Source organism: Mycobacterium sp. JS623 (genome assembly GCF_000328565.1).
GTDB lineage: Bacteria > Actinomycetota > Actinomycetes > Mycobacteriales > Mycobacteriaceae > Mycobacterium.
Genome location: NC_019966.1, coordinates 6,360,271 through 6,381,461, shown reverse-complemented (window position 1 = coordinate 6,381,461; position 21,191 = coordinate 6,360,271). Strand labels below are relative to the sequence as shown.

Sequence of the window (21,191 nt, the reverse complement as noted above, 5' to 3'; positions counted from 1 at the left end):
CAGCCACCGGGCGCCAGGCTGCTGGCATGTCCGACGTCAGAGCCACCATCCTCGACAGGGTCTGGGACGCGATCGCCGGCCCGGCTACCGCGTCGACGTTTATGACCGTGCTCATCGTCGCGGCCTTCTTCCTCGGTGCCCAGGTGCTATCCGGACACCGGCAGGTCGCCGCCGCCCTGCGCGTCGCGGGGCTGCTCACGATCCTGACCGGACTCGTGCTCGCGATCCACCGCCCCGGATGGGTCCCCGAACTCGACACGGCGACCACGTCCTGGGTCGTCGCGCACCGATCCATGGGGTTCGACGTGGCCGCCTTGGTGATAACCGACCTGGGCAGCCCGGTCGCGACCGCGGTTGCCGCACTGATCTGCGCGGCGCTGCTGTCCTGGCGGGCCCGCTCGAGGGTCCCGGGCATCGTCGTGATCGGCACGGTTTCTGCTGCGGCGCTGGCAAGTACCGCACTCAAAGCGGTGGTCGATCGGCCCCGGCCTCCGCTGCAGTGGCGGCTGGTCGTGGAGACCGATCCGTCGTTCCCGTCCGGTCATGTCACCGCCACCGCCGCGCTGCTCGGCATCACCGCGGTCTGCGTGGGAATGGGCCGCAGCCGCACCGCAAGGACCTGGCTGGCGGGCGGGGTGGTCACCATCGTGCTGGTCGTCGCCGCCACCCGCCTCTACCTCGGTGTGCACTGGCTCACGGACGTCACCGCCGGGGCGATCCTGGCCGCGGTGTTCGTCACCATCGGCACGACGGCATACGGGGCCCTGCATGACCGGTCGGGCCAACACGACGCGCCGCCGGTCGCCGCGTCAACCGGCGAAGACCCACCGGTGACGACGTTCGGCGGCGGGCTCGTGAAGCCCGCCACCCTGATCGCAGCGGACCGCCACGGCGTGCCCTCGGTGCGCTCACGCGACATGTGTGAACCGCGCCTCGAGGGAAAGTCATGAGAAACCCCACCCGCACGCTGGCGGTTGCCGCTGCGGTGTTGGCCACAGCAGCGGCGGTGCTCGCCGGGTGCGGGACCAGCGGCACCGCCCCGTCCGGGGCGGGCGCCCGCAGCAGCACCGTCACGACGCCGACGCCCGAAAACAACCCCGCCGGCGACATCCCCGACAACCAGGCATATGTGCCGTTCACGCCACCGGGAGGCGCATTCACGGTTTCGGTGCCAGAAGGCTGGGCGCGCACCACCGACGGCGCCGCGACCATCTTCACCGACAAGGCGAATGCGGTGCGCATCGAGACACGCCCTCGTGCCACCGCCCCCAATACCATGTCGGTCAGTGTCGACGAGTTGCCGGCCATCGCCTCGTCCACCCCTGGCTACCGGCCCGGGACGGTGACTGCGGTGCAACGCAAGGCGGGTCAGGTCATGTTGATCACTTACCAGGGCACCTCACCCCCGAACCCGGTCACCGGGAAAGTCGGAACTGACGCCATCGAGCGCTACGAGTTCTGGCGAGACGGCCACGAAGTGATCCTGACCCTGTCCGGCCCGGTCGGCGCCGACAACGTCGACCCGTGGCGGACCGTCACCGATTCACTGCAGTGGCAATGAAAGTCGAGCTCCCGCCCGCGCTGGAGGCGCGCTCGCTCTACCGGTTCTACCGGGCGGGAGATGAGGAAACCCTTGCGCTGCAAGGCGTATCGCTGACAGTGCATAGTGGCGAGTTCGTCGCCGTCACTGGACCTTCCGGGTCGGGGAAATCGACGCTCCTGGCCTGTCTGGCCGGGATGGACGACCCAGACGGCGGCAGTGCGCGCATCGCGGGCCAGCGGATCAGCCATCGCCCCGAACCCGAACGAACCCGGATCCGGGCCCGACACATCGGCATGCTGTTTCAGAACGCCAACCTGCTGGACCACCTCACGGTGGCGCAGAACTTGTCGTTGGTGCGCGGCCTGGCGGGACCCGCAGCGATCAGCCAGCCCGACGTGTTGACACTGCTGGGTCTGTCCGAGCGGGCCGGGTTCTACCCCGGTCAGCTCTCCGGTGGCGAGCTGGCCCGTGCCGGACTGGCGATGGCGCTCGCCAATGCTCCGGCCGCGTTGCTTGCCGACGAACCCACCGGTGAACTGGACAGTGCCACCGAATCACGGGTGCTCGACCTCCTTTCCGATGCCGCGGGCCGCGGCACCGCGATCCTCGTTGCCAGCCACAGTCCCGCGGTCGCCGCCGCGGCCGCACGCCTGGTTCGGCTCGATGACGGCCGGGTGTGCTCGTGACCACCCGTCCCGGCGAGCAGGAAGCCGTCATCGACGCGACCATCACAACGTCGCCCGTCGCCGAATGTATCGGTGTGAGCCGCATTTTCGGCTCCGGTGCCACGGCGGTGCGCGCAGTTCGGGACGTGAACTGCCGAATATCGCCGTGTGCGCGGATCGCTGTGACCGGACCATCGGGATCGGGAAAGTCCACTCTGCTGCACCTGATCGCTGGACTCGACGCCCCGACCTCCGGATCGGTCCGATGGCCCGCACTCGAGGACAGCCCGCACCCGACCGCGGTCGGCATGGTGTTTCAGGGCCCGAGCCTGCTGCCCAGCCTCGACGTCACCGAGAACGTCGCTCTCCCAATGCTGTTCGCCGGGCAGGCCGAGCACACCGCGATGCGCGATGCGCGCGCTGCACTCGACCTGGTCGAGATCAGCGACCTGGCCGCCAAACTGCCCGACGAGCTGTCGGGAGGTCAGTCGCAGCGGGTCGCGATCGCGCGGGTGCTCGCCGCCCGCCCAGCCCTAATCCTCGCCGATGAACCCACCGGGCGATTGGACCATCACCACGCCGACAAGGTAATCACCGTCCTGCTGGACACCGCGATCTCGATCGGCGCCGCGGTGATCATCTCTACCCACGACCCCGGCGTGGCCGCCCGGCTACCTGACCACTGGGTGATGCGCGACGGGCACGTCGACACACATCCCAGCACCGATGACAGCAGCGCGCCATGATCGCGACCTGGACGCTCGGGCTGCTGCGGCGCCGACGTGGCCGACTGGCCGCGACCGCCGCCGGTATAGCTGCCGCGGTAGCCCTGCTGGCCTGCCTCGGCAGTTTCCTGGCCGCCGCCCAGGGTTCGATGACCGCCCGCGCCATCCGCAGCGTTACCGTCGACTGGCAGGTCGAAATCCAACCCGACACCCAACCATCGACCGTTCTGGACACAATGCGGTCCGCACCGGAATTCCAAGCCTCACTACCGGTCGGATACGCCCACTCCACCGGATTCGTCGCACAGACCGGTGGAAGCACCCAAACAACTGGCCCCGGAATGGTTTTGGGCATCCCCCCGAACTACCGAGCGCAGTTTCCGGGTGCCATTCGCGCCCTCGTCGGCGCCGAAAGCGGGGTCCTGGTGGCCCAACAGACTGCCGCCAACCTGCATGTGGCGCCCGGCGACACCATCCGCATCGGGCGGGCAGGCCTCGCGCCGGTCGACGTCAAGGTTGACGGCGTCGTAGACCTGCCCCAGGCGGATTCGCTGTTCCAGAAGGTCGGTGCACCCGTCGGCGCCCAACCCGTCGCACCGCCGGACAACGTGCTGATCCTCGGAAACACTCAGTGGCACACCGTGTTCGATTCGCTGGCGGCGCTGCGGCCCGACCTGATCAGCACTCAGATCCACACCACCCTCGACCACACGCTGCCGTCCGACCCCTCGTTGGCCTACACGCAGGTCGTTGCCGCGGCGCACAACCTCGAGGCCCGCAGCTCCGGCGGCGCTCTTGTCGGTGACAACCTTGGCGCCGCGCTCAGTGCCGCACGCGGCGACGCCGCATACGCAAGGGTGCTGTTTCTGTTCCTTGGCCTGCCCGCCGCCATCCTCGCGGCACTGTTGACCGCGACCGTTGTCACCGCGGGCGCAGATCGTCGACGACACGACCAGGCCCTGCTGCGCGCCCGCGGCGCGACGCGGGCCCACCTGATTCGCCTGGCCGCGGCAGAAGCCGTCGTTGTCGGCATGATCGGCAGCGCGGTGGGCCTTGCTGCCGCCGCACTGGTCGGCCTGGCCACGTTCGGATCGGCCAGCTTTGGTGCTGACACGTCCGCCGCGATCGGGTGGGCCGGCGCGTCGGCCGCCGCGGGGCTTGCCATCGCGGCAGTGACGGTTCTGGCCCCCGCCTGGCGCGATCTGCACGCCGTCACCGTCCTTACTGCCCGCGCCGATGTGCGCAGAACCATGGCCCCCCGGGCGACACGACTCGGTCTAGACATCGTGGCGCTGGCGGTATCTGGCCTGCTGTTCTGGCAGGTCGCGCGCACCGGCTACCAGATCGTGCTCGCCCCCGAAGGCGTGCCCTCGATCTCGGTGTCCTACTGGGCTTTCGTCGCCCCGGCCCTGTTGTGGATCGGCGCCACCCTGCTGGTGTGGCGACTGGCCGATCTGCTTCTTGGCCGCGGTTGGCCCGTCGTCGCCCGCGCGCTGCGGCCATTGACCGGGTCCTTGTCGCGCGTCGTCGCCCACTCGCTATCTCGGCAGCGCGCGCCGCTCGCGCGGGCGATCGTGCTCTTGAGCCTGGCGGTCGCGTTCGCCGTGTCCACCGCGACGTTCAATGCCACCTATCAGGCTCAGGCCGAAGTCGACGCGCAACTCACCAACGGTGCTGACGTCACCGTCACCGAACCACCGGGCGCGGCCGCGCCTGCAGACGCGGCGAGACAACTGGCCGCAATACCGGGAGTCCGGGCGGTGGAACCGCTCCAGCACCGCTTCGCCTACATCGGAGCCGACCTGCAGGACCTCTACGGTGTCAACCCGGCCAGCATCACCAGCGTCACCGCGTTGCAGGACAACTACTTTCACGGCGGCACCGTCGGGCAGTTGATGCACCAGCTGGCCGCGCAGCCCGATTCCCTGCTGGTCAGCGCCGAAACGGTCAAAGACTTCCAGCTGGCTCCCGGTGACACCATCAACCTGCGGCTGCAGGACGCCCGCACCCACCAACTCACCACCATCGGATTCCACTACATCGGGATCGTCACCGAATTCCCCACCGCCCCCAAGGACAGCTTCTTCGTCGCCAACGCCAGCTACGTGGCCCAACAAACCGGCAGCGACGCCGTCGGGGCCTTCCTCGTCGATACTGGCGGACGTGACACCACCGCCGTCGCCGACCGGATCAAGATAGCTGCCGGCACTTCGGCGACCGTCACCGATATCGCCACCACCCGCGGCAGTGTCGGATCCAGCCTGACCTCGGTCAACCTCGCCGGACTCACCCGCATCGAGCTTGGCTTCGGCTTGTTCCTGGCCGCCGCGTCCGGAGCCCTGGTCCTCGGGCTGGGACTCACCGATCGGCGGCGCAGCTTCGTCATCGCCAACGCGCTGGGAGCCAGCCGACGCCAACTGCGGTCGTTCGTACTGGCCGAAACCACCGCCCTCGTCGCATGCGGTCTCACCGCTGGGGTCACCCTCGGCTGGGCCCTGTCGCGGATGCTGGTCAGTGTGCTCACGGGCGTCTTCGACCCGCCGCCGACAGTGCTGTCGGCACCATGGACCTACCTCGGCGCGACTGTCATCGCCACCATCGTCGCGGTCGGCGCGGTGTCGGCCGCCACCGTCCGCATCGCGCAACGATCGCCACTGACGGTGCTCGGCGAACTGTAGTTCGCGGGATCACGCTCCACCCGGAGGTGCCCATCGTCGATCCCACCTAGTCGCTACGCGCGTGTTGCTGGGGTATTTGTGCTGGTAGTGCACCCGTCCGCGCGACGGCGAAGATTGCCCAGCGACATCGCTGCACCAGACCCAATCGCCACGCCGGTATTCTGAGCAGGCTGATGTTTGCTGAGCTCGTGTTTACAGGGGTGCGCGATGGCCGACCACGTCAAGGTTGATCCGGTCGATCTGCACATGTCTTCGGATCACATGGACATGCACCATGCCGAGTTACTGACTGCGCACACGGCTGCGAACGGCTCTATTGAAGAGGCGCAGGCCGGTTGGGTGGGAGCCTCCTCAGTCGCGCTGCAGGCGAAATTTGTTGAATGGCAGGAGGCGACGGCCAAACTGACCAGCGAGATTGCCGCCCACCGCGAAGCCTTCCGCACTGCCGCCACGAGCTATCAGGCCACCGATACCGACGGCGCGGAAAAGCTCAACGACCAGCTCTAATGACCATCACCTTGGCCGACATCAATCGGTGGGATCCGTCGGCTGTGCGTGAGGTCTCCAAGGCGATCGCGAAACGGGGCGCCAGCGCCGATGAGGTCAGGGCGGGTCTGGGCAAGCTGCCGCTGATCGCGTCATGGCAAGGCCGCGGCGGCGACGCCGCCCGCGCTTCGCTCGATAAGTTGAGCGCCTTTCTGGCCTCGCACGGCGAAGAGATGGCACGGCTCTCGTCGGCCACTGGCAACGCCGCTGATGAGATTGAGCGAGTGCGCGCGTCCTGGCAGCGCATTCAGAGTGATGCGGCCGCTGGAGGCTTCACCATCGAAATGGCTACAGGCGCGGTGAAGCCACCTCCCGCCATGGCTGGCGACCCGATGTACGCCCTGCAGCAAGCCGATCTCGAAAAGCGAATCAAGGAGCTGCTCACTTCGGCCAATGCCGCCGACGCGGATCTGGCCCAGGCGATCGTGACCGCCGGTGACGATGCGAACAGAGCCGGCCAACCGGAAACCCGGCCCGACGTACTCGACGCCTTGGCTAAGCCGCTGCCGGACGATCCCAAACAGTTCCACGATCTGTGGGAGAAGCTCACACCCGAGGAGAAAGACGCGCTCTATCAACGGGATCACTCAATCGGCAACCATAATGGTATGCCAACGGTTGACCGCGATTATTACAACCGGCTGGCACTCGGTGACGAGCTGAACCGTGCGCAAGCTGCTCAGGCGCAGGCCGACGCCCTGCGAAACCAACACCCCGATTGGGCGAATGGCCAGAACATTCCGCCGCCGAATAAACCGGGCGCGATCTTCGATGACCGGCTGAAATACGAAGCCTGGCAACGCCAATACGCCGCCGCCACGAGCGGTGCGAAATTCCTGCCCGACCTCCAGGCGGTGGACAAAGCCGTCAAGGACAACCCCAATCGCAAACTAATGCTGCTCGACACCCACAGCGGAACGCAAGCCCGCGCGGCCATCGCGATTGGCGATCCCGATACGGCACAGCATGTTTCGGTGACGACGCCCGGCTTGAACACCACGGTCCACGGCAGCATCGGAAGCATGACCGAGGAGGCGACCAACCTTCGGCAGGAAAGCCTGCGCCAGCTGCAGAACACGCCGGGGCACTCGCTCGATTCCGTATCGACCGTCGCCTGGATCGGCTACGACGCCCCACAGGTACCGGGTTGGGATGACAAGAACGCGTCGCTGGCAGGCCTGTGGGGTGTCAGTCACGACGACCTCGCGAGAGCCGGCGCCCATGATCTGGCTGGCTTTTATGACGGCATCGGCGCCAGCCATCAAGGGGTACCGCCCGAGCTGACGGCCATTGGTCACAGCTACGGTTCACTGACGACGGGTCTGGCGTTACAAGAACCCGGCAACCATGGCGTCACCAACGCAATCTTCTACGGCTCGCCGGGCATCGAAGCGACGACTCCCGAACAGCTCCACCTGCAGCCAGGCCACGTCTTCACCATGGAAACGCCCGATGACCCGATTCAATGGGTCTATGACGGGCCGCCGATCGCGCACACCGCCGCAGCCGCACTGCCGCCGCCCTTCAACGTGCTTGCCGAATCAGCCCTTGCCGGGGCCGATCTCACGGGAGCAGGGCAATTTGGGCCCAACCCGGCGACGAACTCCAACTTCACGCATCTGGCGACCGGCGCGTCGGTCGTGCCAGATGGTTTAGGTGGCACGCTGAGCCTTGAAGCCGCACATGGTCATAGCGACTATCCGCGCTTCAGCGGTGACGGCCTGCCACGGACGACCAACTACAACATTGCCGCGGTCATCGCCGGTCTGAGCGATGACGCGGTCCGACAGAAGTAGAGACCTCGACATGACGATTGGAACCAAACGGCATCGCTACGGCTGGCTCAGCGCCGCGGCCCTTGCCTTCGCCCTCTTGACGACAGGATGTCACGTGTCCCAGCCCGATGCCCCCACACCGTCCAGCGATGCAGCGAAGGCACTCGATGAGTTGAAATCCCTGCCGTCGCTCGAGGACACGACCACGCAGGTGCAAGCCGCGATTGACGAGATCACCACGGCGGCAAGCAAAGTCGTGCCAGACATCGTCTGGACGACCGCGACTAACGAAGACACTGGCAACTGCGAGGCGCCATACGAGCAGACCGACGGCAAGCGCCATTTCCTGCCGAACCGGGTTGCCAATGACGTTACCCTCACCGAGCAACAATGGAACGACCTCCTCAACGTGGCCAAAGATGCGGCTGCCAAGCTTCAGGCAACCGATGTCCAGGTCATGCAGGATCAACCGGGCAAGCACGATGTGTGGTTCACCGGTCCGGCCGGCGTCTTCATCAAGTTCTCGTACAAGGGCAATGTGGTTGTTTCTGGCTACACCGGGTGCCGCCTACCCAACGACAAGAAGTAGCACCTTCGGAGAATCGAACCGGATCCCTGAGCAACCGAGTTGCGCTGTCCGTTATGCAGTGTCGCCAGATGGTGGTTCGGGGGAGAGGTTGTTGACTCCGAATACCCGGAGCACGGCCATACCGACCCGTCGGCGGGAGCGCCTGGTTAGTTGGCTCGGCGCACGTTCTGGGCAACGACTGTGGAACCGTCCCAACGCAGGTCGGCCATCATCTCCACGGTCGGACAACATGCGCCATCATTCGGACCGTTCGCCATCCACGTCACATGTGCGACACCGTCGGAGATGGACAGATCGGTCACGATTTCCGAGCCACCATGGGTAAGGTCGCCGAGGTCGATTCCACCCAGCCACTTGGGCCCGGCGGTTGAGAGCTGCGGGCCCGCCGTATAGAGCTGCACACTCTCCGGCCACCCAACCCCACCGGCATTGCAGTGGATGACCATAGCGGCGCCGCCTGCGCCCCCCGTCAGGTTGCCAAACGCCACCTTGTAGGCGGCGGTGTTGTAGTTCAACGCGATCCCGACGTTTCCGCGATGCCCCTCTTGTGGCGGCAATTGCCCGTTTCGCAGTTCGCCTGGGTCGTGCTCGCACACCGCCGGCACGGGCGCGCGCTGCAAGTACTCGAACGTGACCGCGCCCGTGCCGGGCGTGGGCACCGCGGTCGCCGGACTGGCTTTGGACGTCTCTGATGTGGGCGCGGATGTGTGGGCACAGGCGGCCACTGTGACGGCCAACAGAAGGCCAATCAGCTTGACGGTCCGGGACTGAAGCAGCACCCGGCGGTGCGAATCCGGGGCCGTCGCCGTGCCGATCAGCGCGAGCTCCATAATCCTGGTCGTTTTCACTGGCTTGTGTTCCTTCTTGGTCTGACGGGCCCGGCTGGGCTGGGCGAACATGTTGGCTCAAGGTTGCGGTGATCGCCTTGGCGGTTTCTTGGTGACGTGTCGCTGCTGCGTAGTGTGCGTCGCACATCGGTCGGAGTTGAATGGGGAAATTTCCCCGTGTTCGAGATTTGCCGCCCAGTAGCTCGTGCTAACCAGGCCAGCCTGTCTCCAGCGGAAACTGGGAATCGACCAGCTGGCGCTTCAGTATCTTTCCCGTCGCCGTGCGCGGCAGCTGATTGACGAACGTGATTTCGCGCGGAATCGAGAAGCGACTCAGGCGGTTTCGGACGTAGCCCTTGACCATCTCTTCGTCCAGCGACGACCCTTCGGCCCGGACGACGAACGCGGCAAGGCGTTGACCGAATTCCGCATCCGGAACACCGACCACTGCCACGTCGGCGACCTGTGGCAAGGCGGCGATAGCTTCTTCGACGGGCCGCGGAAACACATTCTCGCCGCCGGAGATGATCATCTCGTCGTCGCGGCCGGCGACGAACAGCCGACCGCTGGCGTCGAGGTATCCGAGATCGCCGGTGTCCATCAGCTGGTCTTCGACGGCAGGTGACGCCGCATTGGTGTAGCCGTCGAACAGCATGTCGTTGCCGACGAAGATACGACCGACACCGCCGACCGGCAGCGGATGGCCGTTCTGATCGAGGATGGCAATGCGCGTACCGAGAGGCGGGCGACCGGCGGTCGTCGGGGCGAGGCGAAGGTCCGTGGGATCAGCGATCGTTGCCCACGACACCTCAGTGGAGCCGTAGAAGTTGTACAGAATGTCACCGAAGGTGTCCATGAACTTGACGACGGCTGCGCCGGGGATCGGCGATCCGCTGCTGGCGACCACCTTCAGCGACGACGTGTCGTATTGGCTGACCACGGCGGCAGGTAATTCGAGAATGCGCTGTAACATCACCGGAACCAGCACAAGGGCGGTGCAGCGTTGCAGGGCAATGGTTTTCAGGCACTCTTCGGCGTCGAACCGTTCCATCAGCACCACCGTTGCCACTAGCGGCGTACTGACTTGGAGTGCGGCCAGGCCCCAGGAGTGAAATAGCGGCGCGGCCAACAACATCACTTCGTCGCGACGCAGCGGCATACGGGACAGCATCGCGGCGATTGCGCCGAAGCCGGGTGGTGTAGGCCGACGTGCGCCCTTGGGCGTGCCGGTGGTCCCGGACGTGAGAACGATCAGCTTGCCCGGTCGTTTCGGTGGTGCCACCGGTCCCGCGTCGGCCCCGTCCGAGATGACGTCTTCGATCGAACGCCGCTGCGGCACCGCTGAATTGGGGTGCGTCGAAATGCGCGGTAGATCGGCGGGGAGGTAGTGCACCCGCGGGTCGAGGTCGTCATCGACGAAGATGGCCTCGACGGCGTGGTGTGCGACGATTTCTTCGATCGCACGCGGCGCGAGGCCGGTGTTGAGCAATACCAGGTCCGCACCCAACTTGCTTGCAGCCACCATGCATTCGACCATCGCCGAATGATTGCGTGCGAGCACCGCGAACTTGCTGTCGCTCGTGAAGCCACCTGCAACGAGGCCCGCCGCCAAGCGTGTGGTGCGTTCGGCCATGTCCGCGTACGTCAAATTGCCGTGCCGGTCGATCGACGCGATGTTGCGCGGTGATCTCGAAGCGGCCGCCCCCAGTCCGCCTGCGAGCGTAAATCCCCATTTAGCAAGGGAATTGAGCTGTCTAAGACCACGATCCGGCCGGGCCGCCCGCACCACACCACTCGCGATCATGGTCTTCACGACGCTCAGATGTAGAGAACGTCCGTCGCCCATATTGGCCAGAAGCGACGACTGCTTGCCGTCGAGGTAGTCCGAGATTCGCAACAGGCCGTCCCGAACCCAGTTCTGGACGGCCTTGTCGCCGACTTTCGCGAACTCGGGGTGGAGCTGGCCGACCGCGAAGATCCTCAACGCGATCTGCGTGCCGTCCGTCTCGGGCGTCAGGCGAATCGCCACGAAACAGCGACTTCCCTGTGTTGCCTCGAGTCGCATCTCTGTACCCGCCCGGAGCGCCGTTTGGCGCATCTGGTGAACGACGACGCCCCCCTGCGGGGTCGCGAAGCGGACCTCGAACTCGTGCAGCGTGCCGGATACCTGCTCGCATGACCCGAGCCCATGGAAGAAGCGCGGGTACCAGTCGGGTGTCTCGAGGATGCCCCATATGTCTGGACATGTGTGAGCCAGCGTCATGTCGAAGGCGATCACGTCACGTGCCACGTCGGTCCTGCCAGCTAGGCGAACTGAAGGCACATTGTGGTTCATTTGCCTTCGACGCGGAACTTTTTCGTCGACTGGACAACATGGACGTCGACGCGGATGGGGCCTGCTGAAGTCGGTTATCCCACCTGTTCTGCGCGCGGTGGCCGTGGGTTGATGAGGGTCATCCCGGCGGGGGAAGCGTTGACGACGTTGGGCAGGAGTGCAGCCGCCTCCTCCAACCCGATAACACGCTCGATCAGGTCCTGGGGGCGCAGGTCGCCGCTCTCGATCATGGCGAGCATCCTCGGATAGTCTGCTGCCGCCATGCCGTGGCTGCCGAGCAGATCGAGCTCCCAAGCGATAGCACGGGCCATCGGAACCCGCGGATGACCGTTCGCCGGGGGCAGCAGCCCCACCTGCAGGTGGCGGCCGCGGCGACGCAGGCTGAGGATCGAGTCCGCACAGGTCTGCTCGAGGCCGACAGCGTCGACTGCGATATGGCTTCCGCCGCCGGTGATCTCGTGAACCCGAGCGGGAACGTCGGAGCCGTCAGCGACCAGGACATGGTCGGCCCCGAGGGTTTTCGCAGCGTCGAGAGCGACGGCGTTGCGGTCGACGGCGATGACGTTGGCGTCCAGCGCCTTGGCGATCATCACCGAGCTGAGGCCGACCCCGCCCACGCCGACGACGGTCACCCACTCGCCGGCGGCCAGGCGGGCGCGGGCGGTCAGCGCGCGGTAGGCGGTGGCAAACCGGCAGCCCAGGCTCGCGGCAGCCTCGAACGACACCGAGTCCGGTATGGCGACCAAGTTGGTGTCGGCGGCGTGCAGCGCGACGTACTCCGCGAATGAGCCCCAGTGCGTGAAGCCGGGCTGCACCTGGTCGGGACAGACCTGCGCGTTCCCGGACTTACACCATTGGCACCTGCCGCAGCCACACACGAACGGCACGGTCACCCGGTCGCCTACCGACCAGTTCTGCACCCCGACGCCCACCGCCGAGACCATCCCGGCGAGCTCGTGGCCGGGCACATGGGGCAGTGCGATGTCGTCGTGGCCGGCCCACGCGTGCCAGTCGCTGCGGCACAACCCGGTGGCATACACGTCCACCACAACACCGCCGTCGGGCGGCGCGAGGTCGGGCACCTGCCGAACCTCGAGTGGCTCGCCGACGCGGTCCATGACCATTGCGCGCATATCGCCTACCTATCCGGTCAAGGCCTTCAGTGGTGCGACTGAAAGAGTCACTCGGACCCGCGCCCGTAAGATACGCCGACCGCATTCCCCGGTAGTCCCCAGCGCCAGCGGGCCCCGGCCAGGTCCGGCGAATCGGCACGAGGCACCATTACGGGGCGTGTCCAATGCCGGTGTTGTGGACTCTGATCCCGTGTCGTACCGTCAACCTAGTTGATTAGCCACGCTACGGGAATTCCCTACCGACCGCGCCTGTCGCCGCTCATGAAAGGGTCACGGATGCAGCGGGTTTCGCTCGGAAGCCGAGTGTTGCGACGCTGGATGCTTCTGGTCGCGATCCTCGTCATCGCGGTCGCGGGATTCGCTGTGTACCGGCTGAACGGCATCTTCGGCTCCAAAGACGTCACCTCCACCCCCAGCGCAGCCGCCAACGAGATCCACCCGTTCAACCCCAAGCACGTCGTCATGGAGGTCTACGGCCCACCGGGCACCACCGCGACCATCACCTACCTCGACGTCAACGCCCAACCCCAGCGTGTCGACGCCGCGACCCTGCCCTGGTCCTATGACACCACCACCACCCAACCGGCCGTCTTCGTCAACGTCTCCGCCCAAGGCGACAGCGACTCCCTCGGCTGCCGAATCAAGATCGACGACGTCGTCAAAGACGAAAGAACGGTCAACACCCTGAACGCCTTCACCTACTGCCTGGACAAATCCGGATGACGACCCAGCGGGTTCCCAACCTCATCCGCCGGTACGCGGTGCTCATCGCGCTGTTTTGGCTCGGCCTTGCTGTGGTGACGAATGTCTTTGTGCCGCAATTGGAGACGGTCGCCCAAGCACACAACGTGTCGCTGAGCCCGCAGGATTCACCCTCATTGCAGGCCGCCAAACGTATCGGCAAAGTGTTCGGCGAATTCGACTCGGACAGTTCGGCAATGATCGTGCTGGAGGGCGACCAGCCGCTCGGCGCCGACGCACACCACTACTACGACGGCCTGATCAAGAAGCTCGAACAGGACACCAAACACGTCCAGCACATCCAGAATTTCTGGGGAGATCCGCTGACGGCGGCCGGCTCGCAGAGCTCCGACGGTAAGGCGGCGCTGGTGCAGCTGTATCTCGCAGGCAACCAGGGCGAGTCGCTGGCCAATGAATCCGTCGACTCAGTGCGCAACATCGTCGACCACACGCCACCGCCCCCGGGCCTGAAGGCCTATGTCACCGGCGCCGCGCCGCTGGTCACCGATCAGTTCGAGGTGGGCCGGCACGGCACGCTGAAAACCACCCTGATCACCATCGGGGTGATCGCGGTGATGCTGTTCTCGCTCTACCGTCGTCTCACCACGGTGTTCCTCGTGATCTTCACGGTGATGATCGAATTGACCGCCTCCCGCGGAGTCGTCGCCGTACTCGCGAACGCCGGCATCATCCAGTTGTCGACGTACTCCACCAATCTGCTGACGCTCTTGGTCATTGCCGCCGGAACCGACTATGCGATCTTCATTCTCGGGCGTTTTCACGAAGCGCGTTACGCCGGGCAGGATCGCATCCCCGCGTTCAACACGATGTACCACGGAACCGCACACATCATCTTGGGTTCCGGTCTGACGATCGCCGGGGCGGTCCTCTGTCTGACCTTCACTCGACTCCCGTATTTCAACAGCCTCGGTGTCCCCGCCGGCATTGGCGTCCTTGTCGCAGTGGTCGCGGCGTTGACCTTGGCGCCGGCCTTACTGATCATCGGTCGCCACTTCGGTCTGTTCGAACCCAACCGTGTGATGAACACCCGGGGTTGGCGACGCGTCGGCACGGCCATCGTCCGCTGGCCCGTGCCGATCCTGATGGCGACGATCGCCATCGCCCTCATCGGCCTCCTCGCCCTTCCGCGCTACACGACGAGCTACGACGCCCGGTCCTACATGCCCGCCACCGCGCCCGCCAATGTCGGCTACACCGCGGCAGAGCGGCACTTCTCGCAAGCCCGGTTGAATCCCGAACTGCTGATGGTCGAAGCCGACCACGATCTTCGCAATTCCACCGACATGATCCTGCTGGAGCGCGTCGCCAAAGCCGTCTTCCACACCGACGGCATCGCTCAGGTGCAGTCGATCACCCGGCCTTTGGGCACGCCCCTGGACCACACGTCGATACCGTTCCAGATCAGCGCGGGCAGCGCCTCGCAGATAAACAACCTGCCGTTTCAGCAGGCCCGCGGCGCTGATCTGCTCAAGCAGGTCGACGTGATCAACGACTCGATCAACATTCTGCGGCAGCAGTATTCGCTACAGCAGCAATCTGCCGCCGTCACTGATGAGCAGACACAGGCGTTCAAAGACACCGTTGCCACCGCCCAAGACCTGCGCGACAAGATCGCCAACTTCGACGACTTCTTCCGGCCGCTGCGCAATTACTTCTATTGGGAGCCACACTGTTTCGATATCCCAGCGTGCTGGGCGCTGAGGTCGCTGTTCGACGCACTCGACGGCATCGATGCGCTGACCGACCAATTGGCCAACGTGTCAGGAAGCATCGCCAAGCTTGACGAGCTGCAGCCCAAGCTGCTCGCCTTGATCCCGCCCCAGATCGCGAGCCAACAGACCAATCGCGACCTGACACTGACCAATTACGCCACCACCTCAGGTATCAACGACCAGACGGAGGCGGCACTGCAGAACTCGACCGCCCTCGGCCAGGCCTACGACGCGTCGAAAACCGACGACTCGTTCTACCTACCGCCCGAGGCGTTCACCAATCCCGAATTCCAGCGCGGGCTCAAGCTGTTCCTGTCACCGGATGGCAAAGCCGCGCGCATGATCATCACCCACGAAGGCGATCCCGCTACGCCAGAAGGCATTTCGCACATCGACGGCATCAGGCACTCCGCGCAGGAAGCGGTCAAGGGCACACCGCTCGCCGGATCCAAGATCTTCATCGCAGGCACCGCCGCCACCTACAAGGACATCCAGGACGGCGCCAAATACGACCTCATGATCGCCGGTATCGCTGCGCTCAGCCTGATCTTGCTCGTCATGATGTTCATTACCCGAAGCCTCGTCGCTGCTTTCGTCATCGTGGGTACCGTTGCGCTGTCGTTGGGCGCCTCTTTTGGTCTCTCCGTGCTGATCTGGCAGGACATCTTCGGTATCAAGTTGTTCTGGATCGTGCTGGCATTGGCCGTAATCCTGCTGTTGGCGGTGGGCTCGGACTACAACCTGTTGCTCATATCTCGGTTCAAGGAGGAGATCGGCGCCGGCTTGAACACCGGCATCATCCGGGCGATGGCGGGCTCCGGTGCCGTGGTGACGGCGGCTGGTCTGGTGTTCGCCGCCACCATGGCGTCGTTCATCTTCGCCGACTTGCGGATTCTGGGTCAGATCGGCACTACGATCGCGCTCGGCCTGCTGTTCGACACGCTGATCGTGCGGTCATTCATGACTCCGGCCGTCGCAGCGCTGCTCGGCCGCTGGTTCTGGTGGCCGCTGAACGTGCGTCAGCGCCCCGCCCGACAAGCATTCGGGTCGCAGGCAGCAGGTCGTCAGCTACCGCTGTGGGTCGACGCCGATCCCGCTGCCGCCGAAACTCCGCCGCGCTCTTGAGAAACCGGAATGTCGACCAGCCGCCTCTTCAACGCCGCGACCCTACGCAACTGGGCGGCGATGTTCATGGAGGTCAACATCGGGATGCCGCCGATGAACGTTCGGAACGAGGGATGACCACCATCGAGGTGGAGCATGAACAGACAGCCGACGACGTAGAAGAATCCCATGGTGAACAGGGCCGCGGGTATCGCGTACGCGAGCGGTGAACGAGCGTCGGCAATCAGTTCGGCCGCATAATCCACTTCGTCTTGCGACATCGGTTCGCGCTTGCGAAGTTTGGCCAGCACCTCTTTATGGGCGCCCACCTTTTCACCGAGAGGATGCGATGTGCGCTTCTCCAACCGACCGATGTAAGTGAATACGCAAGTGGCGAACACTATTTCCATCACCGCAGCGAGGATCGTGAGATCACCCCACACACCGAGATCCACTGGCCGCTCCTGTAGTTGCACGGAACTCTAGAAAACGTTACCCCGACAGGTACGTGCAGTGCCTAACCCGATGCGTCCAAGATCTTGATCGCGAAGATGAGCGTGTCGCCCGGCTGAATCCCCGCACTGGGCTGACCCTCCGGATAGCCGTCGGTGGACGTCATTGCGACGGCGACCGTGGAGCCGACTTTCTGTCCTGCGATCGCCTTCTGGAAGCCCGGCACCACTCCGTCGAGCGAAAAGTCAATGGGGGCACCGCGTTCGTAGGTGCTGTCGAACACCGAGCCGTCGCGTCCGTTGACTCCCATGTAGCAGACGAACACCTTCGCGGTGGCCGCGACCACCGGGCCGTCACCGGGCTTCAACGTATGCACTTGGGTTTCGGTCACGCTGAACGGTGCGGTCACCTGAATGCGCGGCGCAGCCGAGTCCGTGGGCCCCGTCACTGCCACGCTTCCGGTCGCTCCAGGCAGAGTCCACTCCGGCGCTGCGTTCGTCTGCGCTGCGGACGGGCAGCCGCCGTCTCCGGTCGGCGTCTGTGCGGACGCGGGCGGTGTGAACACGTCGGAGACTGGTGATGACGATGCGCTTGCCGACGGCGTCTCCTTGGCGGCCTTATCGGCGCCGCATCCGGACAACGTCACGGCGAGCGACGTGAGGCAGGCCAGGACAGCGACGGAAGACACACGAAGGGCGTTCACAAAAGTCACGCTACTGACGGGGCGCCCAGCCCCGGCGGTGGCCCCTCAGCGAAACCGGACCTCGAGCGTCGCCATGCCGAAGATCTTCTTGCCGGCGGACTTCGCAGAGACGATGACGACACCCCCGCGGGTCGCCGGGTCCAGCGACTTGATCCGGCCGCTGAACTCGATGTCGGTGCCCTCGGCCGAGACGATCGCGGGCGCCGACAACCGCACCGTGTAGCGGGTAACCGCACCGGGGTCACCCAACCACGCGGAGGCGTATCCGGCGCCCAGCCCCATGGTGAGCATCCCGTGGGCGATCACGTCGGGCAGCCCCGCCAGTTTGGCAATGCCCTCGTCCCAGTGAATCGGGTTGGCGTCGCCTGCCACCCCGGCATAGTTCACCAGGTCGCCCCGCGACAGTCGGGTGTGATGGACCGGCAACGCGTCGCCGACCTTCACGTCGTCGAAGTTCGGAGTCCCAGGCGTGCGGGCCAGGCCTCCGTCGGAGATCCGAATATCACCCTCCGGGCGTACCGCCCTCTCATAGGCGGCCTTGCCGACGTCCAGGATGTTCATGTCGTGCATCATCGCGTTCTGCACGGCCGTCTTGACCCCCGCGTCGATGTCCTCGGCGGTGACGCCGACGACGGTGGTGTGCAGTGTGTGCACCCGCTCGCCGGCGGCATCGGTGAAAGTGTTGGTGACGGTGATGAAGTCTCTGCCTGCGGTCCTGCGGACCGACGACAGTTCCACGTCGATGGTCAGCTCGTCGCCGGCGACGATCGGGCGGTGCTGCTCGAAGACTTCCTCGGTCTGCAGGTAGGTGTCGTAACCGACCACAATCTGTTCGAACATCCGGCGGTTGCACTGCATACCGGGCGCCGAGGTGAATGTCAGCGGCGCGATGACGTCCGAGTAGCCCAGCTCAGCGGCAGCGGCGACGTCCCAATGCGCGGGGTGGTAGTCCTGCACTGCACGGGCGTATTCACGCAACTTCTCGCGGCCCACCAGGTAGGTGCCGTCCATCTGGTAGTAGTGGCCCACCCGCGCTTCAAGCGGAGACGACTCTGCTGGTGCAGTCATGAATTGCTCAACTCTTCTATCGACTTGTTCGCTGAGGCCGACCAAAGCACACTAACGCGCGGGCACCCGGAGCAAAGTCTCGGGCTTCCCTGAGCAGCCTCTCAGTTCTGTCTCAGCAATCGTCGGCACCTTGTGCTTAAGCCACTGGGCTGACTCACGATTCAGAAGGAACGAAACAACATGACCAACCCTCCGCGGTATCCCACGGATCAGCCCGGCACTCAGCCGCATCCGAGTCAACCTGCGGGAGAAGCCAACCCGGATTCCTACGCCTACATTCCGTCGCATCTGCGCTACGACTATCGCTACACCCAGTCGCCGACTGGCCCGTATCACGCTGCACACCAAGCGATTACAGCGCCGATACCCACGATTCGGCCGAAGGGTTCTCGTCGCGGCGCCGTCATCGCCGGAGCTGCGGTCGCCGCGGTGGTTGGTGGTGGACTCGGTGCCGCCACCGTGGGCGCTGTTTCGCTAGCCCACGACAAGCCGGCCACCAAACCGCCCATCGCTCAAGCGCCGCTGTCGCCCCAGCCCGCAGCCAAGGCGCCCGCCGGCTCGGTCGAACAGGTCGCGGCCAAAGTGATGCCCAGTGTCGTCAAGCTCCAGATCGACACGGGCGGCCAAGGCGACACCGGATCCGGCATCGTGTTGACTGCCGACGGCCTCATCCTGACCAACAACCACGTCGTCGCTCCCGCTGCCGGCAATGATCAGGGAGCCGGGCGCGCCCTATCCGACTCCACCGGCGGTGGTGGGATCACCAAGACCGTGACTTTCGCCAATGGCCAGACGGCGCCGTTCACAGTCGTGGGCACCGACCCCAGCGGGGATCTTGCGGTTGTGCGCGCGCAAGGGGTTTCCGGATTGACGCCGATCGCAATGGGGTCGTCCAAGGATGTGAAGGTCGGTGAGCAGGTGGTGGCGATCGGCTCACCCCTGGGTCTGCAGGGCACCGTGACCAACGGCATCGTCAGCGCGCTGAATCGGCCGGTCGCCGCAGGTGACGGTGGCGGGGGCAACGTCTCCGTGATCGATGCCATCCAGACCGACGCGGCAATCAATCCTGGCAATTCCGGCGGCGCACTGGTGAACATGAACGGCGAGCTGATCGGGGTGAACTCCGCGATCGCGAGCATGGGCGGCGACGGTGGCGCCGGCGGCGGCCAGAGCGGATCGATCGGGCTGGGCTTTGCGATTCCGGCCGATCAGGCCAAACGCATCGCCGACGAGCTCGTTTCCACCGGCACCGCCAGCCACGGCTCCCTCGGCGTGCAGCTCAGCAGCGACGGGGTGAAGGGTGGCGGAGCGGCCGTTGGTGAGGTCGTCGATGGCGGTCCCGCGGCGACTGCGGGCATTCCACGTGGCGCGGTGATCACCAAGCTCGACAATGAGGTGATCGACGGTCCGGAAGCTCTGGTGGCCGCGGTTCGATCGAAAGCGCCCGGCGACACCGTTTCGTTGAGTTACGTCGACGAATCCGGTGCGACCCAAACGACCCAAGTCACCCTCGGCAAGGCGTGACAAACGGCGCAGGATTGGCGCTCGACGCGTTGAACCACTAATTTTTCCGAGGTGATGTCAGCTGCCGGCGCCGTCGCGCGCTGGATCGCTCCCCTCCTGACCGTGGTGGCCATCGCTGGCCTGGCCGTCGCGGCCGACCCGACGCCCGCCCCGGCGGTGCGGTTGGCCGCCGACGAGGGAAACCCGTTGGCCGGGGCGTCCTTCTACGTCAACCCGACCTCGACGGCCATGCGCGCCGCGCAGAAAGCCGACCCGCCGAGCCCCGAGCTGACCGCGATCGCCAACACACCCCAGGCGTACTGGCTCGTGCAGGGCTCGTCGGCAGCGACGGTGGCGAAGTACGTCGGTGACGCGCAGGCGGCCGGTGCCATGCCGGTGTTCGCGCTCTATGGCATCCCGCACCGTGATTGCGGCAGTTTCGCTGCGGGAGGGTTCGCGACGGCTGCGGACTACAAAGGCTGGATCGACGGTATCGCCGCCGACATAGGCGGGTCGCCCGCGGCGATCGTCGTCGAACCCGATGCCCTCGCCATGGCCGACTGCCTGTCGGCTGATCAGCGCCAGGAACGCTACGACTTGATTCGCTACGCCGTTGAAACCCTGACTCGCAATCCGGCCGCGGCCGTCTACATCGACGCCGGCCACCTGCGCTGGCACAGTGCCGACGAGATGGCCGCCCGGCTCAACCAGGCTGGTATCGCGCAGGCTCGGGGTTTCAGCCTCAACACCGCTAACTTCTTCACCACCGAAGACGAAATCGGTTATGGCGAAGCGATTTCGGGGCTGACGAATGGGTCGCACTACGTGGTCGACACATCGCGCAACGGCGCAGGGCCAGCGCCTGACTCCCCGCTCGACTGGTGCAACCCAAGCGGACGGGCACTGGGTACTCCGCCAACCACGGCTACCGCTGGCGCGCACGCCGACGCCTACCTGTGGATCAAACGCCCCGGTGAATCCGACGGCTCCTGCAACCGCGGTGATCCCCCGGCGGGCAACTTCGTCACTGAATTCGCCGTCAATTTGGCCCGCAACGCGGGCCACTAGGG

The 21,191-nt window shown here is 65.5% G+C and carries 18 protein-coding genes; 12 read left to right on the top strand and 6 right to left on the bottom strand.

The window, feature by feature from the left end:
• The first annotated feature begins 26 nt into the window (after positions 1–26).
• The 8 genes from MYCSM_RS31015 (at position 27) to MYCSM_RS30980 (ending at position 8,521) form a co-directional block, all read left to right on the top strand.
• A complete protein-coding gene (locus tag MYCSM_RS31015; protein WP_015310150.1) occupies positions 27–950 on the top strand; it encodes a phosphatase PAP2 family protein in 924 nt (307 codons plus the stop codon).
• The gene (locus MYCSM_RS31010) at positions 947–1,561 is read left to right on the top strand and encodes a hypothetical protein (protein WP_015310149.1); all 615 of its coding nucleotides are present in this window, start codon (positions 947–949) and stop codon (positions 1,559–1,561) included. Before MYCSM_RS31015 ends, MYCSM_RS31010 begins: the two co-directional genes overlap by 4 nt.
• Entirely contained in the window at positions 1,558–2,229 is a 672-nt protein-coding gene (locus MYCSM_RS31005) for an ABC transporter ATP-binding protein (RefSeq protein WP_015310148.1), read from the top strand. The genes MYCSM_RS31010 and MYCSM_RS31005 overlap by 4 nt, the downstream gene beginning before the upstream one ends.
• Entirely contained in the window at positions 2,226–2,954 is a 729-nt protein-coding gene (locus tag MYCSM_RS31000) for an ABC transporter ATP-binding protein (protein WP_015310147.1), read from the top strand. The genes MYCSM_RS31005 and MYCSM_RS31000 overlap by 4 nt, the downstream gene beginning before the upstream one ends.
• Positions 2,951–5,611, top strand: a complete 2,661-nt coding sequence (locus tag MYCSM_RS30995; RefSeq protein ID WP_015310146.1) for an ABC transporter permease — start codon at positions 2,951–2,953, stop codon at positions 5,609–5,611. Before MYCSM_RS31000 ends, MYCSM_RS30995 begins: the two co-directional genes overlap by 4 nt.
• 207 nt (positions 5,612–5,818) lie before the next feature.
• Positions 5,819–6,118, top strand: a complete 300-nt coding sequence (locus MYCSM_RS30990; protein WP_015310145.1) for a WXG100 family type VII secretion target — start codon at positions 5,819–5,821, stop codon at positions 6,116–6,118.
• A gap of 11 nt (positions 6,119–6,129) precedes the next feature.
• A complete protein-coding gene (locus MYCSM_RS30985; RefSeq protein ID WP_232425695.1) occupies positions 6,130–7,953 on the top strand; it encodes an alpha/beta hydrolase in 1,824 nt (607 codons plus the stop codon).
• Positions 7,954–7,963: 10 nt separating this feature from the next.
• The gene (locus tag MYCSM_RS30980) at positions 7,964–8,521 is read left to right on the top strand and encodes an LppA family lipoprotein (protein WP_015310143.1); all 558 of its coding nucleotides are present in this window, start codon (positions 7,964–7,966) and stop codon (positions 8,519–8,521) included.
• A 146-nt stretch (positions 8,522–8,667) separates the two neighbouring features.
• Here the strand turns inward: MYCSM_RS30980 and MYCSM_RS30975 are convergent, their stop codons facing one another.
• The 3 genes from MYCSM_RS30975 to MYCSM_RS30965 all read right to left on the bottom strand — a co-directional run bounded on the left by MYCSM_RS30975 (position 8,668) and on the right by MYCSM_RS30965 (position 12,816).
• Positions 8,668–9,420: a hypothetical protein gene (locus tag MYCSM_RS30975; protein WP_015310142.1), complete on the bottom strand. Its 753-nt coding sequence runs from the start codon at positions 9,418–9,420 to the stop codon at positions 8,668–8,670.
• Between the two features lie 136 nt (positions 9,421–9,556).
• The gene (locus MYCSM_RS30970) at positions 9,557–11,611 is read right to left on the bottom strand and encodes an AMP-binding protein (protein ID WP_041315361.1); all 2,055 of its coding nucleotides are present in this window, start codon (positions 11,609–11,611) and stop codon (positions 9,557–9,559) included.
• A 146-nt stretch (positions 11,612–11,757) separates the two neighbouring features.
• On the bottom strand, positions 11,758–12,816 hold the full coding sequence (locus tag MYCSM_RS30965) for an alcohol dehydrogenase catalytic domain-containing protein (RefSeq protein WP_015310140.1): 1,059 nt from the start codon (positions 12,814–12,816) through the stop codon (positions 11,758–11,760).
• Positions 12,817–13,092: 276 nt separating this feature from the next.
• Here MYCSM_RS30965 and MYCSM_RS30960 point away from each other — a divergent pair, with 276 nt between their 5' ends.
• Both MYCSM_RS30960 and MYCSM_RS30955 read left to right on the top strand, forming a co-directional pair.
• Positions 13,093–13,539: an MmpS family transport accessory protein gene (locus MYCSM_RS30960; RefSeq protein WP_015310139.1), complete on the top strand. Its 447-nt coding sequence runs from the start codon at positions 13,093–13,095 to the stop codon at positions 13,537–13,539.
• Positions 13,536–16,415, top strand: coding sequence for an MMPL/RND family transporter (locus tag MYCSM_RS30955; protein WP_015310138.1), 2,880 nt, complete (start codon positions 13,536–13,538; stop codon positions 16,413–16,415). The genes MYCSM_RS30960 and MYCSM_RS30955 overlap by 4 nt, the downstream gene beginning before the upstream one ends.
• Here MYCSM_RS30955 and MYCSM_RS30950 read toward each other — a convergent pair.
• The 3 genes from MYCSM_RS30950 to MYCSM_RS30940 all read right to left on the bottom strand — a co-directional run bounded on the left by MYCSM_RS30950 (position 16,355) and on the right by MYCSM_RS30940 (position 18,618).
• The gene (locus tag MYCSM_RS30950) at positions 16,355–16,849 is read right to left on the bottom strand and encodes a hypothetical protein (protein WP_015310137.1); all 495 of its coding nucleotides are present in this window, start codon (positions 16,847–16,849) and stop codon (positions 16,355–16,357) included. The genes MYCSM_RS30955 and MYCSM_RS30950 overlap by 61 nt on opposite strands.
• A 62-nt stretch (positions 16,850–16,911) precedes the next feature.
• On the bottom strand, positions 16,912–17,559 hold the full coding sequence (locus tag MYCSM_RS30945) for an FKBP-type peptidyl-prolyl cis-trans isomerase (RefSeq protein WP_232425694.1): 648 nt from the start codon (positions 17,557–17,559) through the stop codon (positions 16,912–16,914).
• Between the two features lie 36 nt (positions 17,560–17,595).
• Complete coding sequence (locus tag MYCSM_RS30940) at positions 17,596–18,618, bottom strand: fused (3R)-hydroxyacyl-ACP dehydratase subunits HadA/HadB (protein ID WP_015310135.1); 1,023 nt, start codon at positions 18,616–18,618, stop codon at positions 17,596–17,598.
• 180 nt (positions 18,619–18,798) lie between these two features.
• On the opposite strand from MYCSM_RS30940, the gene MYCSM_RS30935 reads away from it, so the two are divergent.
• A complete protein-coding gene (locus MYCSM_RS30935; RefSeq protein ID WP_015310134.1) occupies positions 18,799–20,142 on the top strand; it encodes a S1C family serine protease in 1,344 nt (447 codons plus the stop codon).
• A 54-nt stretch (positions 20,143–20,196) separates the two neighbouring features.
• A complete protein-coding gene (locus tag MYCSM_RS30930) occupies positions 20,197–21,189 on the top strand; it encodes a glycoside hydrolase family 6 protein (RefSeq protein WP_015310133.1) in 993 nt (330 codons plus the stop codon).
• Positions 21,190–21,191: the final 2 nt, after the last annotated feature.

What these genes read in the sequence shown, in the direction of transcription:
- MYCSM_RS31015 (WP_015310150.1), top strand. Translation starts at nt 27, where the DNA reads ATGTCCGACGTCAGAGCCACCATCCTCGACAGGGTCTGGGACGCGATC.
- MYCSM_RS31010 (WP_015310149.1), top strand. Translation starts at nt 947, where the DNA reads ATGAGAAACCCCACCCGCACGCTGGCGGTTGCCGCTGCGGTGTTGGCC.
- MYCSM_RS31005 (WP_015310148.1), top strand. Translation starts at nt 1,558, where the DNA reads ATGAAAGTCGAGCTCCCGCCCGCGCTGGAGGCGCGCTCGCTCTACCGG.
- MYCSM_RS30995 (WP_015310146.1), top strand. Translation starts at nt 2,951, where the DNA reads ATGATCGCGACCTGGACGCTCGGGCTGCTGCGGCGCCGACGTGGCCGA.
- MYCSM_RS30990 (WP_015310145.1), top strand. Translation starts at nt 5,819, where the DNA reads ATGGCCGACCACGTCAAGGTTGATCCGGTCGATCTGCACATGTCTTCG.
- MYCSM_RS30980 (WP_015310143.1), top strand. Translation starts at nt 7,964, where the DNA reads ATGACGATTGGAACCAAACGGCATCGCTACGGCTGGCTCAGCGCCGCG.
- MYCSM_RS30975 (WP_015310142.1), bottom strand. Translation starts at nt 9,420, where the DNA reads ATGTTCGCCCAGCCCAGCCGGGCCCGTCAGACCAAGAAGGAACACAAG.
- MYCSM_RS30970 (WP_041315361.1), bottom strand. Translation starts at nt 11,611, where the DNA reads ATGACGCTGGCTCACACATGTCCAGACATATGGGGCATCCTCGAGACA.
- MYCSM_RS30965 (WP_015310140.1), bottom strand. Translation starts at nt 12,816, where the DNA reads ATGCGCGCAATGGTCATGGACCGCGTCGGCGAGCCACTCGAGGTTCGG.
- MYCSM_RS30960 (WP_015310139.1), top strand. Translation starts at nt 13,093, where the DNA reads ATGCAGCGGGTTTCGCTCGGAAGCCGAGTGTTGCGACGCTGGATGCTT.
- MYCSM_RS30955 (WP_015310138.1), top strand. Translation starts at nt 13,536, where the DNA reads ATGACGACCCAGCGGGTTCCCAACCTCATCCGCCGGTACGCGGTGCTC.
- MYCSM_RS30940 (WP_015310135.1), bottom strand. Translation starts at nt 18,618, where the DNA reads ATGACTGCACCAGCAGAGTCGTCTCCGCTTGAAGCGCGGGTGGGCCAC.
- MYCSM_RS30935 (WP_015310134.1), top strand. Translation starts at nt 18,799, where the DNA reads ATGACCAACCCTCCGCGGTATCCCACGGATCAGCCCGGCACTCAGCCG.
- MYCSM_RS30930 (WP_015310133.1), top strand. Translation starts at nt 20,197, where the DNA reads ATGTCAGCTGCCGGCGCCGTCGCGCGCTGGATCGCTCCCCTCCTGACC.